We start from the raw sequence: 14,022 nt of genomic DNA, 5'->3' as shown, positions 1-14,022 counted from the left end.
GCCCCGGAATGACGGAGCAGAACTACAGCGTCCAGCCGCCGTCGATGGTATGCGCGACGCCGGTCGTGAACGCGCTCTCGTCGCTGGCAAGATAGACCGCGAGATGGGCGATCTCCTCCGCCGTGCCGAGCCGGCCCATCGGCTGGCGCGAGATGAACATCTCCAGCCCGTTCGGGCCGGCCGAGGCCGCGCGTCCCAGCATCGAGGGCGTTTCGATCGTGCCCGGGCAGATGCAGTTGCAGCGGATCTTCTTGCCGACGAAATCGGCTGCGACCGAGCGCGTCAGCGCCGCCACGGCTGCCTTGGTCGCACCGTAGACGTAGCGGTTCGGTGCCGCCTTGAACACGCCCGCGGCGGAGGCGATGTTGACGATGGCGCCGCCGCCCTGATCGAGCATCTTCGGCAGGAAGGCGCGGATCGTGCGATGCATCGACTTGACGTTCAGATCGAACGAGAAATCCCAGTCGTCGTCGGAGCAGTCGAGGATTGTGCCGTTATGCACGAAGCCGGCGGCATTGAGCAGGATCTCGACCTTGCCGACCCGCTCGGCCATCGCGTTCACGGCCGCGGTGTTGCGCACGTCGAGCGTCGCGACCTCGGCAATGCCTTCGCTCTTCAGCGTGTTCAGGCCGTTCTCATCGATGTCGGTGGCGAATACGGTGGCGCCTTGACGCGCGAAGGCAATGGCACAGGCGCGGCCGATGCCGGCAGCGGCGGCAGTGACGAAGGCGCGCTTGCCCTTGAGACGGTCGGACATGGAGTCTCCCTTGGGAATTGACTTCTTAGTTATCGTCATTCCGGGACATCGCGAAGCGATGGGCCCGGAATCCATAACCACGATCGGGAGTATGGATTCCGGGCTCGCGCTTCGCGCGCCCCGGAATGACGGCAGTTGGGTCTAGTGATTATGCCTTGCCACACCCACGGTGCCGGCGATGTTGTGATAGCGCGTGGCAAGCTCCATGCAGGCGCCGGTGGCCTGCTGGCCGACGGTGTTGCGATAGAGCTCCTGCCATGGCGTCTGGTTGGCGGGGTGCGGGAAGCCGCCCTTGGCCTTCAGCTCGGCGCGCCGCTTCGCAAGCTCCTCGTCCGAGATCAGGATATTGGCCGAGCCCTTGTTGAGGTCGATGCGCACGCGATCGCCGGTCTTGAGGATTGCGAGCCCGCCATCGGCGGCGGCCTCCGGCGACGCATTGAGAATCGACGGTGAGCCCGAGGTGCCGGACTGCCGGCCGTCGCCAATGCAGGGCAGGGACAGGATGCCGCGCTTGATCAGCGCCGCCGGCGGCTGCATGTTCACGACCTCGGCGCCGCCGGGATAGCCGATCGGACCGGCGCCGCGGATGAACAGCACGCAGTGCTCGTCGATCGCAAGCCGCTCATCATCGATGCGGTCGTGATAGTCCTCAGGCCCCTCGAACACGATGGCGCGGCCCTCGAAGGCGTTCGGGTCCTTCGGATTGCTGAGATAGCGGTCGCGGAACTCCTTGGAGATCACGCTGGTCTTCATGATCGCGGAATCGAACAGGTTGCCGCGCAGCACCAGGAAGCCGGCATCCTTCACCAGCGGCTTGTCGTAGGACCAGATCACGTCGCCGTCGGGCTTCGCTGCCTCGCGGCAATTCTCACCCATGCTGCGGCCGTTGACGGTGATGACGTCCTCGTGGATGCGCTTGTGCCGCATCAACTCGCCGATCACGGCCGGCACGCCGCCGGCGCGATGGAATTCCTCGCCGAGATAGAAGCCGGCCGGCTGCATGTTGACGAGCAGCGGCACGTCGTGGCCGACCTTCTGCCAGTCGTCGATGTCGAGCTCGACGCCGACATGGCGCGCCAGCGCGTTGATATGGATCGGCGCGTTGGTCGAGCCGCCGATCGCGGAGTTGGCGACGATGCAGTTCTCGAACGCCTTGCGTGTCAGGATGTCGGATGGCTTCAGGTCTTCCCACACCATGTCGACGATGCGCGTTCCGGTCTCGTAGGCGATCTGGCCGCGCTCGCGATAGGGCGCGGGGATCGCGGCGCAGCCGGGCAGGGACATGCCGAGCGCCTCGGCCAGCGCATTCATCGTCGATGCCGTGCCCATGGTGTTGCAATGGCCAACCGACGGCGCCGAGGAGGCGACGATCTCCATGAACTCCTCATAGCCGATCTCGCCGGCGGCGAGCCGCTCGCGCGACTTCCACACCACGGTGCCGGAGCCGGTGCGCTGACCCTCGTGCCAGCCGTTCAGCATCGGGCCGCCCGACAGCACGATGGCGGGGATGTTCACGGTCGCCGCGGCCATCAGGCAGGCCGGCGTCGTCTTGTCGCAGCCGGTCGTCAGCACCACGCCGTCGAGCGGATAGCCGAACAGGATTTCGACCAGGCCGAGATAAGCGAGGTTGCGGTCGAGCGCGGCCGTCGGGCGCTTGCCGGTCTCCTGGATCGGATGGGTCGGAAATTCCATCGCGATGCCGCCGGCGGCGCGGATGCCCTCGCGGACGCGGTGCGCCAGCTCGATGTGGTGGCGGTTGCAGGGCGAGAGATCGTTGCCGGTCTGGGCAATGCCGATGATCGGCTTGCCCGACTGCAGCTCAGCCCGGGTCAGGCCGTAATTCAGATAGCGCTCGAGATAGAGCGCGGTCATGCCCGGATTGTGCGGATCGTTGAACCACGCCTGCGAGCGCAGCTTGCGGCTTTTGTCAGCGCCGTTGCCGGCATGCCCGTTCGAGTTCGTCATGTGTTTTCTCCCGCAGTGCAAACGTGGCGAGGCCGGTCCGTCGTCTGCGCGCTATCGGCCCGCTGTCGAAGATCGCCTACGTCTTTCGTTCAAGTCGTCGTTGGTTCGAGTGGTTCTAGTTCATGGCTTTTGGTTGCGCTACCATTTTGTTCCGGAAGCGCGCCCCGACGCGGGCTGCGGACTTGCGGCGGCGCGCTGCAAGGTCGAGCTCTGCCGTTCGATCACCTCGAAGCCGAGATCGACGACGCGCTGCGCCACGGGACGGCCTTCGACGGCGTCCATGATCATCGTCGCCGCACGCCGACCCATCTCGTAGCGATTGGTACGCACGCTGGTGAGCGTCGGAACCGCCGCGGCCATGAATTCCATGTCGTTGAAGCCGACGATCGCGATCTGCTCGGGTACCGCAATGTGCCGGCGCTGGCATTCGAACAGCACGCCGAGCGCGAGATCGTCGTTGGCGCAGAACACGGCGTCGAGATCCGGCGCCTTCATCAGCAGATCGGAGAACAGGCTGCCGCCCATTGTGGTCGAGGTCGGAACAGGCGCCGTGACGATGAGACGCGGGTCGAACAAGCCGGCCTCCTTCATCGCGTTCTGATAGCCCTGCAGCCTGCGCTGCACCCTTGGGTCCATGCGGGCGCCGATGAAGCCGATGCGACGGCAGCCCTGCGCGAGAAGGTGTGAAATGGCTGCAAAACAGGCATCGACGTGCGAAAATCCGATCATCATGTCGATCGGGTTGGCGCCGAGCTCCATGATCTGCACGACGGGACAGTCCGCTGCCTGGATGATCGAGCGGCTCTCCGCCGTCTGGTCGAGACCGGTCACGATCAGGCCGGCCGGCTTCTGCATCAGGAACAACCGCAGCAGGCGCTCCTCCTGCAACACGCTGTAGCGGGTGTTGGCGAGCTGGATGCTGTAGCGGCTGCCTTCGAACGCATCATAGATGCCCCGCAGCACGTCGGAGAACACGTTGTTGGTGAGGGACGGTATCAGCACGCCGATCACTTCGGTGCGCTGCGATGCGAGCGCGCGCGCGGCGAGGTTCGGCACATAGCCGAGCTCCTTGGCGGCACTCTCGATCCTCGTGCGGCGGCCGGCCGAGACCGTGTCGGGATTACGGAAGAAGCGTGACACCGTGATCGGGCTGACGCCCGCCAGTGCCGCAACTTCGGTCAGCCGGACTTTGCCCGGCTCGATGCGTTTCCGTCCCATGCCTCGCTCATAGCATAGGCGGTCTGGTACACAAGCGATATTGACAGCGCTATCACGCGGTTGCTAAGCGAGGCATTGCGGAAGCGAACTGAACTGCGGACAATGTCGGCCGCACTGGCCCTGTTTCGGAGCCGGTCGGAACGACCAGAGCCAACAAGACCATCAAAAACAAGACCACCAAGAACAAGACTGCACGACCAGGACTACAAAACGACAAGCGGCCTGATCAAACGGCCGAGAACAACGGTCAGAATGCCGCCGGCAAGCAGCCAATGCTGTCGGTCTTTGAGGAGGAAATTGATGTCGTCGGTGCAAATTCGCGACGTGCGCAAATCATTCGGCGGATTCGAAGTGCTGCACGGCGTGACGATTCCGATCGAGGATGGCGAGTTCGTCGTGCTGGTCGGGCCGTCCGGCTGCGGCAAGTCGACGCTGCTGCGCATGCTCGCAGGGCTCGAGAACATCACCGCCGGAACCATCTCGATCGGCGAGCGCGTCGTCAACAACGTGCAGCCGAAAGAGCGCGACATCGCGATGGTGTTCCAGAACTACGCGCTCTATCCGCATATGACGGTCGCCGACAACATGGGCTTCTCGCTGAAGCTGCGCGGCGCACGGCCGGAGAACATCAAGAAGGGCGTCGCGCGCGCCGCCGAGATCCTGGCGCTGACGCCGCTGCTCGACCGCTATCCGCGCCAGCTCTCCGGTGGCCAGCGCCAGCGCGTCGCAATGGGCCGCGCCATCGTGCGCGATCCGCAGGTGTTCCTGTTCGACGAGCCGTTGTCGAACCTCGACGCCAAGCTGCGCGTCGCGATGCGCACCGAGATCAAGGAGCTGCATCAGCGTCTCAAGACCACCACCGTCTACGTCACCCACGACCAGATCGAGGCCATGACGATGGCCGACAAGATCGTCGTGATGCATGACGGCATCGTCGAGCAGATGGGCTCGCCGCTCGATCTGTACGACAAGCCGGACAACCAGTTCGTGGCCGGATTCATCGGCTCGCCGGCGATGAACTTCCTCAACGGCCACCTGAAGTCCAATGGGTCGGTCTATGTCGAGACCGAGAACGGCGCCAGGCTGCCGATCCTCGCCGCGCCGGCGGCCTCCGACGGTCGTCCTGTGGTGTACGGCGTGCGGCCCGAGCATCTCGAGCTCGCCAGCGACGGCATCGAAGCCGAGGTCGTCGTGGTCGAGCCGACCGGTTCGGAGACGCAGATCGTCGCCCGGATCGGCACCCAGGACATCATCGCGGTGTTCCGCGATCGCCACGAGGTCAATCCCGGCGAGAAGATCCATTTGCGCCCGCGGGCGTCGGCGGCGCATCTGTTCGACAAGGATAGCGGCCGGAGGATTTGAGCCGGCCGCTCGACGCAACGACAGAACAAACAAAACAAGCAAAATACTCAACGGGAGAAAACTTCAGATGGCTTATTTCCCCACCGATCGACGGTCTCTGCTCAAGGGCGGCGCGACCTTGCTGGCGGCTGCCGCGACCATGTCGGCCGAGGACCTGCTCGGCTACGCCAAGGCCTGGGCGCAGACCTCGCCCTTCAAGCCCGAGCCCGGCGCCAAGATCAACATGATGCGCTGGAAGCGCTTCGTCGAGGCCGAGGACGTGGCCTTCATGAAGATCGTCGACGCCTTCCAGAAGGCCAACAACGTCACCATCAACGTCTCCAACGAATCCTATGACGACGTCCAGCCCAAGGCCTCGGTCGCGGCCAATACGGGGCAGGGGCTCGACATGGTGTGGGGCCTCTACACGCTGCCCTTCCTGTTCTCCAACAAGTGCGTCGACATGACCGACGTCGCCGATTACCTCGGCAAGAAGTGCGGCGGCTGGACCGACTCGGGCAAGGCCTATGGCATGCTCGACGGCAAGTGGATCGGCATTCCCGTGGCGGCCACCGGCGGTCTCATCAACTACCGCGTCTCGGCGGCTGAAAAGGCCGGCTTCAAGGAGTTCCCGAAGGATCTCGCGGGAATGTCCGAGTTCTTCAAGGCCATGAACAAGAACGGCACCCCGGGCGGCATGGCGCTCGGCCATGCCTCGGGCGACGCCAATGGCTGGGTGCACTGGGCGCTGTGGGCGCACGGCGGCAATTTGATCGACAAGGACAACAAGGTCGTCATCAACTCGCCGGAGACCGCCAAGGCGCTCGAATACGTCAAGGGCCTGTACGACAATTTCGTGCCGGGCACCGCGTCGTGGAACGATAGCTCCAACAACAAGGCGTTCCTGGCCGGCCAGCTCTACGCCACCGTCAACGGCATCTCGATCTACGTGACCGCCAAGAAGGAGGCGCCGCAGATCGCCGAGGACATGAACCACGCGCATCTGCCGCCCGGCCTCGACGGCAAGACCCGCGAGATGCATCTGGGCTTCCCGATCCTGGTGTTCAACTTCTCGAAGTATCCGCAGACCTGCAAGGCGTTCACCGCCTTCATGCTGGAGCCGGAGCAGTTCAACCCGTGGATCGAGGCGGCGCAGGGCTACCTGTCGCACTTCCTCAAGGCCTATGACGCCAACCCGATCTGGACCGTCGATCCGAAGAACACGCCGTATCGCGACGTCGCGGCGACCGCGACCACGCCGGCCGGCGTCGGCAAGCTCGGCGAGGCCGCTGCGGCCGCGATCGCCGACTTCGTCCTGGTCGACATGTTCGCGAACTACTGCACGGGCCGCGAGGACGTGAAGACGGCGATGGCGAGCGCCGAGCGCTCCGCCAAGCGCATCTTCCGCTGAGGCGAGGCCGACCGGCGCGCGAGAGCGCCGGTCGCCATCGTCGGAGGGTGGGCAAGGCGCAACGCGCCGTGCCCACCGTCATTGCGAGCGCAGCGACGTGTCCGCCATAGCCCGACGGGCGACGGCGGAAGCAATCCAGGGCCGAACGTTGGACTCTGGATTGCTTCGTCGCTTCGCTCCTCGCAATGACGGAGTAACTCTATCCGTCCCGAACGCCGGTGGGCGCGCGTCGCTCACCCCACGGTTCGAAGGGAGCTGCTGGATAAATGAGTACCATTCAGACCTCGTTGCCACGAGGCGCCGCCGTCGGCGAGCCCTCGGCATGGGTGCGCATCAAGACCAACCGCAACGTGATCGCGCTGTGGTTCATGCTGCCCGCGGCGGCTTTCCTGATCCTGTTCCTGGCCTATCCGCTGGGGCTCGGCGTCTGGATGAGCTTCACCGACGAGAAGATCGGCCGCAGCGGCGTCTTCGTCGGTCTGGAGAACTACGAATGGCTGTGGGACGACTCGATCTTCTGGCTGTCGGTGTTCAACACGCTGCTCTACACGATCGTGGCGAGCGCCATCAAATTCGCCATCGGGCTCTATCTCGCGCTGCTGTTGAACCGGCACATGCCGTTCAAGGCGATGATCCGCGCCATCGTGCTGATCCCCTTCATCGTGCCCACCGTGCTGTCGGCGATCGCGTTCTGGTGGATCTACGATTCCCAATTCTCGATCATCTCCTGGTCGCTGATCAAGCTCGGAATCATCACCCAGAACATCAACTTCCTCGGCGACACCTCCTGGGCGCGCGCCTCCGTCATCATCGCCAACATCTGGCGCGGTGTGCCGTTCGTCGCGATCACCTTGCTCGCCGGCCTGCAGACCGTGTCGCCCTCGCTGTACGAGGCGGCCACGCTCGACGGCGCCACCAGCTGGCAGCGCTTCCGCTTCATCACCTATCCCTTGCTGACGCCGATCATCGCGGTCGTCATGACCTTCTCGGTGCTGTTCACCTTCACCGACTTCCAGCTGATCTGGGCGCTGACCCGCGGCGGCCCGGTCAATGCCACGCATCTGATGGCGACCTTGAGCTATCAGCGCGGCATCATCTCCGGACGGCTCGGCGAGGGCGCCGCGATCGCCACCGCGATGATCCCGTTCCTGATGGCGGCGATCGCGATCTCCTGGTTTGGCATGCAACGGCGCAAATGGCAGCAAGGATCCGACCAATGACCGACACCACGCTGCACGCCAAGGCGCCCACCACGGCCGGCACCGACGAATCCGAGGGCATGAGCTACCTCGAGTCGCTGCCGCGCCGGCTGATCACGCTGTATCTGCCGCTCGGCATCATCCTCGTGGTGCTGCTGTTCCCGTTCTACTGGATGGGGCTGACGTCGATCAAACCGGACGAGCAGCTGATCGACATGGAGAAGTACAATCCGTTCTGGGTGGTGCATCCGACCTTCAAGCACATCTCCAAGCTGCTGTTCGAGACGCAGTATCCGCGCTGGCTGTGGAACACGATGTATGTCGCGGTCGGCGCCACCACGCTGTCGATCTTCGCTTCCGTGCTCGCGGCCTATGCGATCGTGCGGTTGCGCTTCAAGGGCGCCGATACCGTCGGCGTGCTGATCTTCTTCGCCTATCTGGTGCCGCCGTCGATCCTGTTCATCCCGCTGGCCTCGGTGATCCAGGCCTATGGGCTGTTCGACTCGCCGTTGTCCTTGATCCTGGTCTATCCGACGCTGCTCATCCCGTTCTCGACCTGGCTCTTGATGGGCTACTTCAAGACCATCCCGTTCGAGCTCGAGGAATGCGCTTTGATCGACGGCGCCAGCCGCTGGCAGATCCTGGTGAAGATCGTGGTGCCGCTCGCCGTGCCCGGCCTGATCTCGGCCTTCATCTTCTCGTTCACCCTGTGCTGGAACGAGTTCATCTACGCGCTGACCTTCCTGCAGTCGACGCCGAACAAGACCGTGCCGGTCGCGATCGTCAACGAGTTCGTCGACGGCGACATCTACAAATGGGGATCGCTGATGGCCGGCGCCCTGGTCGGCTCGCTGCCGCTGGTCATTCTTTACGCCTTCTTCGTCGAGCATTATGTGTCGGCCATGACCGGCGCGGTGAAGGAGTAGGCGGCTTTGTCCGTGAGCCGGGTCAAGGCGTCGCTTGCTGCTCACGCGGATCTCAACTCCCGTCATTGCGAGGAACGAAGCGACGAAGCAATCCAGAGCCATTCCGATGACTCTGGATTGCTTCCGCCGTCGCCTTTCGGGCTATGGCTGACAAGTCGCTTCGCTCGCAATGACGAACGTTGAGACCACGCCCAATCGTTGCATTTGAAGGAGCATACCCTTGCATATTCTCGTTCTCGGCGCCGCCGGCATGGTCGGGCGCAAGCTGGTCGAGCGTCTCGTCCGCGACGGCCGCCTCGGCGACAAGGCCATCACTCGCATGACGCTGCAGGACATCGTCGCGCCGTCTAAGCCCGACACGTCCATCGCCGTCGACACCATCGCCGGGGACTTCGCCGTCCCAGGCTTTGCGGAGAAGCTCGTCGCCGGCCGTCCCGACGTGATCTTCCACCTCGCCGCGATCGTCTCCGGCGAGGCCGAGCTCGATTTCGACAAGGGCTACCGCATCAATCTCGACGGCACGCGGATGCTGTTCGACGCCGTCAGGCTGATCGGCGACGGCTACAAGCCGCGGCTGGTCTTCACCTCGTCGATCGCGGTGTTCGGCGCGCCGTTCCCCGAGGCCATCGGCGACGAGTTCGTCAATGCGCCGCTGCTCAGCTACGGCACTCAGAAGGCGATCGGTGAGCTCTTGCTGGCTGATTACAGCCGCCGCGGCTTCTTCGACGGCGTCGGCATCCGCTTGCCGACCATCTGCATCCGCCCCGGCGCGCCCAACAAGGCCGCCTCCGGCTTCTTCTCCAACATCCTGCGCGAGCCCTTGGCCGGCAAGGAGGCCGTGCTGCCGGTGTCGGAGGACGTCCGCCACTGGCACGCCACGCCGCGCTCGGCGGTCGGCTTCCTGCTGCATGCCGCAACCATGGACACGGCCAAGATCGGCCCACGCCGGAACCTGACCATGCCCGGCCTGTCGGCGACGGTTGGCGAGCAGATCGCAGCCCTGCGCCGCGTGGCAGGCGACAAGGTGGCGGATCGCATCAAGCGGGAGCCGGATCCCTTCATTGTGGGCATCGTCGCCGGCTGGCCGCGGAATTTCGAGGCCAAGCGGGCTCGCGAACTTGGCTTCACCACCGAGGAAAAGACCTTCGACGACATCATCCGGATTCACATCGAGGATGAGCTCGGTGGCAAGTTCGTGGCCTGAGACGGCCGCCAGCCTCTGGACTCACATGGCGCAAAGCGCCATTTGAGGGGCAGGGAGACATTCGGGAGAGAGAGCATGACCGCCAGCATCGTCGGATGGGCGCATACGCCATTCGGGAAGTTCGACGCCGAGACCGTCGAGAGCCTCGTCGTCAAGGTCGCCAACGAGGCGATCGCCGACGCCGGCATCTCGGCCGGTGACGTCGACGAGATCGTGCTCGGCCATTTCAACGCGGGCTTCTCGCCCCAGGATTTCACCGCCTCGCTGGTGCTGCAGGCCGATCCGGCGCTGCGCTTCAAGCCGGCGACCCGGGTCGAGAACGCCTGCGCGACGGGCTCGGCCGCCGTGCACCAGGGCATCCGCGCCATCGCCGCCGGCGCCGCGAAAATCGTGCTGGTCGTGGGCGTCGAGCAGATGACGCGCACACCGGGCCCGGAGATCGGCAAGAACCTGCTCAAGGCGTCCTACCTGCCGGAGGACGGCGACACCGTCGGCGGCTTCGCCGGCGTGTTCGGCAAGATCGCGCAGGGCTATTTCCAGAAATACGGCGACCAGTCCGACGCGCTGGCGCTGATCGCCGCCAAGAACCACAGGAACGGCGTCGCCAATCCCTATGCTCAGATGCGCAAGGATTTCGGCTTCGAGTTCTGCCGCTCCGAGAGCGAGAAGAACCCTTACGTCGCCGGCCCCCTGAAGCGCACCGACTGCTCGCTGGTGTCCGACGGCGCCGCCGCTCTGGTGCTGACCGACAGCGAGACCGCGAAGTCCTTCGCCAAGGCAGTGAACGTGCGCGCCACCGCGCATGCGCAGGATTTCCTGCCGATGTCCAAGCGCGACATCCTCGCCTTCGAGGGCTGCACCGTGGCCTGGCAGCGCGCGCTGGAGAAAGCCGGCGTCACGCTCTCCGATCTCTCCTTCGTCGAGACCCATGACTGCTTCACGGTCGCCGAACTGATCGAGTACGAGGCGATGGGCCTGACGCCGCGGGGGCAGGGTGCCCGCGCCATCAAGGAGGGCTGGACGCTCAAGGACGGCAAGCTGCCGGTCAATCCGTCCGGCGGCCTCAAGGCCAAGGGCCACCCGATCGGCGCCACCGGCGTCTCCATGCACGTCATGACCGCCATGCAGCTCACCGGCTCCGCGCCCGAGGGCATGCAGCTCCTCAACGCCAAGCTCGGCGGCATCTTCAACATGGGCGGCGCGGCCGTGGCCAACTACGTGTCGATCCTGGAGCCAGCGAAGTAGGCGAGGTCCATCCTCCGTCATTGCGAGCGAAGCGACTTGTCCGCCATAGCCCGAAAGGCGACGGCGGAAGCAATCCGGGGCCGCGCGTGCCGCTCTGGATTGCTTCGTCGCTGCGTTCCTCGCAACGACGGTGATACAGGAGAGCTTCCGCCATGCGGAAGCTCTTTGTCATTGACTGGTCCGATTGCCCATCATGATCATCTCCACCGAACGCCTGACCTTGCGCGAGTGGCGCGATGACGATCGCGCGCCGTTCGCGGCGATGTCCGCCGATCCGGCCGTGATGCAATTCCTCCGCGCGCTGCCAACGCGGCAGGACTCGGACCGGTGGATCGATTTCCAGATCGCCCATCAGGCCGCGCACGGCTTCGGCTTCTGGGTGGTCGAAGACCGCGCCACCGGCACTTTCCTCGGCGCCACCGGCCTGTTCCGCGTCGCCTTCGATGCGCCGTTCACGCCGGCGGTCGAGATCGGCTGGCGGCTGGCGCGCGCGGCCTGGGGGCGGGGGATTGCGACCGAGGCGGCGCGGGCGTCGCTCACGTTCGGCTTCGATGAGCTCGGCCTCCACGAGATCATCGCCTATGCCGCGCCGGCCAATCAGGCGTCACAGAACGTCATGCGCAAGCTCGGCATGATCAGGAACGAGGCGTCGGATTTCGATCATCCGCGAGTCGAGGCGGACAGCCCGTTGCGCCGGCAGGTGATGTACCGGCTTCCGCGCGAGGTGTGGGCCAATGCCTCGTGCTGATCCTTCCTCCCAGTCATTCCGGGGCATTCGCGCGCAAAATGGCGAAGCCATTTTGAAGCAGCGCGAATGAGCCCGGAATCCATAACCACAGGACGAGGTGTGTCGAAGGCAGGCGCCACGAGCATCTCGCGCCCGACGGCCGGTTGTGGCTATGGATTCCGGGCTCGCGCTGCGCGCGCCCCGGAATGACGGAGGGAGGGAAGCCACGCGTGTATCAGCTCCGCCACACCTTTTCCTCGCTGAACCCCAGCTCGGCGAAATCCTTCGCCCGCAAGCTTGAATCATCCGCAGGGAAAAACTCGTCGAGCTGCGGCGGCTTGACGCTGGTGCTCGACAGCATGGCATGCGCCTGGCCGCGGTGATGGATGTCGTGTTGGAACAGGTGCAGCAGCAGCCGGTCGCAGCGCTCGTTCTGCACCCGGCTCTCGCGGTTGATGCGGACGGTGTCGTCGAGCCGCGCCGGCGTGAGCGCCTCGCAGAAAGCAATCAGCCGGCGGTCCATCGCGCCCTGCGCCTTCGCAAGATCTGCGAGGCGCGGGAACGGCACCTCGTTCTGCCACGCCATCGGGCCGAGCCAGCCGCCTTCCAGCGCGTCGATGTAGAACAGGTCGATGATGTAGATGTGGTTCAGCGTCCGCTGCAGGCTGGGGAAAAAGCCGCTGCGCTCGGCGGCGAAATCCTCGGCGCTGAGCTGGCCGCAGGCGGTCAGCAGCCGGTGATTGGCCCAGGCATTGTTGTAGGCGAACGCGCGGAAGGTCTGGACGAGATCGGCGGGCATTGATCAGGGCACCCCGTGATGGCTCGCCGCAGATCATACGGAACTCCGTGCTCCCTTCACCATCCATTTCCGCGGGCCGGAGCGCATCATCCCCATGCGCTTTTGCGGAACTCTGCCGGGATCGGCCAAGCGGCGAATTTCGCCAGCGCCTTCAAGCTGATTTGGCCTGTCCAGTCCCCTGGTCAAAAATATTCATGTTTCGCTTTTCCAGAAAATATGTTTCACTCTCCCCATCCTGCTTCGCCACGAGGGGCGCTTCGCGATCGTCACGAACGTTGAGGCAGGGAGGCGGTGGCCGCGACGTGTCGCAGCGTAGCTTGTCTGCGCGGACGAACGGCATGGCGCGGACGTGAAGTCGCGTGGTCCCGGCATCCCGACGCTGATGCCAAGTTCGCGGGGCATGATGATCCCCAAGGACGACGGTGGCCAAAAGCCGGCGCACCGAGGAGAGCGCGAAATAAGCGTGAAAACCATCGCGCAGGGAAGGCCGGGTCGGTCCGGCTGAACCTGTGGTTCTCTCCCCGTGCTTTCTTTCGCACGGGGGCCACGGGTGCCAGTCGGCACCCGGCCTTCCCTGCGCCCTCTGTTTCGAAGGGGGCGGCTTCGATCAGCACAGCTCGGACAGATCCTGTCGCGAGGCCATCGATGCTTGGGTGCTTGCGAAAAGCAGACCTTGTCTCACTCCGGCATCATCTCGCCGGAGCCGCCGAACTCCGCCGGGAAATCCTTCAGCTTCGGCAGGCCATCCCTGATGGGCAGCACCGTCTCCGCGTAGTTGACGTGCACACCGGGCGTGAACTTCAGCGTCGGAATCGTCGCGGCATAGACGTCGATCATGCCGAGCGGCGGGTGGTCGGTCATCAGATGCCCGCCACACTTGGTGCAGTATTTGCGGTGGCTCATGTCGGTCTTGTGATAGCTGCCGATCGCGTCAGCCCCCTTGGTCACCCGCACGTTCGCAGGCTTCCACAGGGTGAAGGCGTTGACCGGACCGGCCGACCAGGAGCGGCACGACGAACAGTGGCAATAGCCCATCGCCTCCGGCTCGCCATCGGCCTCGATCTCGACCGCGCCGCAGAAGCATTTGCCCTGATAGAGCGTCATGAGTGTTCTCCCTCGTGTTTGTTTTGGATGTTGGACCGGCATGCTGACACACCTGAACGCTGAAATGGAATCCTAGAATGCAGCTCGCGGCGGGGAACATCTGGTGCAGCGCGGCGGTCGTCGTCC

The 14,022-nt window shown here is 64.7% G+C and carries 12 protein-coding genes; 7 read left to right on the top strand and 5 right to left on the bottom strand.

What is annotated here, in order from left to right; translation table 11 throughout:
- Window positions 1-22: 22 nt before the first annotated feature.
- The 3 genes from ACQR0W_RS24320 to ACQR0W_RS24310 all read right to left on the bottom strand — a co-directional run bounded on the left by ACQR0W_RS24320 (window position 23) and on the right by ACQR0W_RS24310 (window position 3,940).
- Window positions 23-757, bottom strand: a complete 735-nt coding sequence (locus ACQR0W_RS24320; protein WP_315714462.1) for an SDR family oxidoreductase — start codon at window positions 755-757, stop codon at window positions 23-25.
- Between the two features lie 141 nt (window positions 758-898).
- Window positions 899-2,722, bottom strand: coding sequence for an IlvD/Edd family dehydratase (locus ACQR0W_RS24315; RefSeq protein ID WP_316172015.1), 1,824 nt, complete (start codon window positions 2,720-2,722; stop codon window positions 899-901).
- Window positions 2,723-2,860: 138 nt separating this feature from the next.
- Complete coding sequence (locus ACQR0W_RS24310) at window positions 2,861-3,940, bottom strand: LacI family DNA-binding transcriptional regulator (RefSeq protein WP_315827387.1); 1,080 nt, start codon at window positions 3,938-3,940, stop codon at window positions 2,861-2,863.
- Window positions 3,941-4,240: 300 nt separating this feature from the next.
- Here ACQR0W_RS24310 and ACQR0W_RS24305 point away from each other — a divergent pair, with 300 nt between their 5' ends.
- From ACQR0W_RS24305 to ACQR0W_RS24275, 7 genes are all read left to right on the top strand, one after another.
- Complete coding sequence (locus tag ACQR0W_RS24305; RefSeq protein WP_316187230.1) at window positions 4,241-5,302, top strand: ABC transporter ATP-binding protein; 1,062 nt, start codon at window positions 4,241-4,243, stop codon at window positions 5,300-5,302.
- 67 nt (window positions 5,303-5,369) lie between these two features.
- Window positions 5,370-6,692 (top strand): ABC transporter substrate-binding protein, encoded by a 1,323-nt coding sequence (locus ACQR0W_RS24300; RefSeq protein WP_315749733.1) that lies wholly within the window; start codon window positions 5,370-5,372, stop codon window positions 6,690-6,692.
- 266 nt (window positions 6,693-6,958) lie between these two features.
- Entirely contained in the window at window positions 6,959-7,912 is a 954-nt protein-coding gene (locus ACQR0W_RS24295; protein ID WP_315749734.1) for a carbohydrate ABC transporter permease, read from the top strand.
- Window positions 7,909-8,817 carry a carbohydrate ABC transporter permease gene (locus ACQR0W_RS24290; protein WP_315714455.1) on the top strand — a complete coding sequence of 303 codons (909 nt, stop codon included), beginning with the start codon at window positions 7,909-7,911 and terminating at the stop codon, window positions 8,815-8,817. The genes ACQR0W_RS24295 and ACQR0W_RS24290 overlap by 4 nt, the downstream gene beginning before the upstream one ends.
- A gap of 220 nt (window positions 8,818-9,037) precedes the next feature.
- The gene (gene denD, locus ACQR0W_RS24285) at window positions 9,038-10,021 is read left to right on the top strand and encodes a D-erythronate dehydrogenase (RefSeq protein ID WP_315749735.1); all 984 of its coding nucleotides are present in this window, start codon (window positions 9,038-9,040) and stop codon (window positions 10,019-10,021) included.
- Window positions 10,022-10,096: 75 nt separating this feature from the next.
- Window positions 10,097-11,266: an acetyl-CoA acetyltransferase gene (locus ACQR0W_RS24280; RefSeq protein ID WP_316164602.1), complete on the top strand. Its 1,170-nt coding sequence runs from the start codon at window positions 10,097-10,099 to the stop codon at window positions 11,264-11,266.
- 193 nt (window positions 11,267-11,459) lie between these two features.
- Complete coding sequence (locus ACQR0W_RS24275; RefSeq protein WP_316164603.1) at window positions 11,460-12,014, top strand: GNAT family N-acetyltransferase; 555 nt, start codon at window positions 11,460-11,462, stop codon at window positions 12,012-12,014.
- 214 nt (window positions 12,015-12,228) lie between these two features.
- Here the strand turns inward: ACQR0W_RS24275 and ACQR0W_RS24270 are convergent, their stop codons facing one another.
- Together ACQR0W_RS24270 and ACQR0W_RS24265 are read right to left on the bottom strand one after the other, a co-directional pair.
- The gene (locus ACQR0W_RS24270) at window positions 12,229-12,792 is read right to left on the bottom strand and encodes a DinB family protein (protein WP_316164604.1); all 564 of its coding nucleotides are present in this window, start codon (window positions 12,790-12,792) and stop codon (window positions 12,229-12,231) included.
- A gap of 678 nt (window positions 12,793-13,470) precedes the next feature.
- Window positions 13,471-13,896, bottom strand: coding sequence for a GFA family protein (locus tag ACQR0W_RS24265; RefSeq protein WP_315749742.1), 426 nt, complete (start codon window positions 13,894-13,896; stop codon window positions 13,471-13,473).
- Window positions 13,897-14,022 lie beyond the last annotated feature (126 nt).

The sequence above is a fragment of the Bradyrhizobium sp. HKCCYLRH1034 genome (assembly GCF_051168375.1).
Lineage (GTDB): Bacteria > Pseudomonadota > Alphaproteobacteria > Rhizobiales > Xanthobacteraceae > Bradyrhizobium.
The sequence above is the reverse complement of the archived record's forward strand: the minus strand, read 5'-3'. Positions and strand labels throughout refer to the sequence as shown.

Coding starts and splice junctions, on each gene's coding strand:
- ACQR0W_RS24270 (WP_316164604.1), bottom strand. CDS start 12,792: ATGCCCGCCGATCTCGTCCAGACCTTCCGCGCGTTCGCCTACAACAAT.
- ACQR0W_RS24320 (WP_315714462.1), bottom strand. CDS start 757: ATGTCCGACCGTCTCAAGGGCAAGCGCGCCTTCGTCACTGCCGCCGCT.
- ACQR0W_RS24275 (WP_316164603.1), top strand. CDS start 11,460: ATGATCATCTCCACCGAACGCCTGACCTTGCGCGAGTGGCGCGATGAC.
- ACQR0W_RS24305 (WP_316187230.1), top strand. CDS start 4,241: ATGTCGTCGGTGCAAATTCGCGACGTGCGCAAATCATTCGGCGGATTC.
- ACQR0W_RS24310 (WP_315827387.1), bottom strand. CDS start 3,940: ATGGGACGGAAACGCATCGAGCCGGGCAAAGTCCGGCTGACCGAAGTT.
- ACQR0W_RS24300 (WP_315749733.1), top strand. CDS start 5,370: ATGGCTTATTTCCCCACCGATCGACGGTCTCTGCTCAAGGGCGGCGCG.
- ACQR0W_RS24265 (WP_315749742.1), bottom strand. CDS start 13,896: ATGACGCTCTATCAGGGCAAATGCTTCTGCGGCGCGGTCGAGATCGAG.
- ACQR0W_RS24295 (WP_315749734.1), top strand. CDS start 6,959: ATGAGTACCATTCAGACCTCGTTGCCACGAGGCGCCGCCGTCGGCGAG.
- ACQR0W_RS24280 (WP_316164602.1), top strand. CDS start 10,097: ATGACCGCCAGCATCGTCGGATGGGCGCATACGCCATTCGGGAAGTTC.
- ACQR0W_RS24290 (WP_315714455.1), top strand. CDS start 7,909: ATGACCGACACCACGCTGCACGCCAAGGCGCCCACCACGGCCGGCACC.
- ACQR0W_RS24315 (WP_316172015.1), bottom strand. CDS start 2,722: ATGACGAACTCGAACGGGCATGCCGGCAACGGCGCTGACAAAAGCCGC.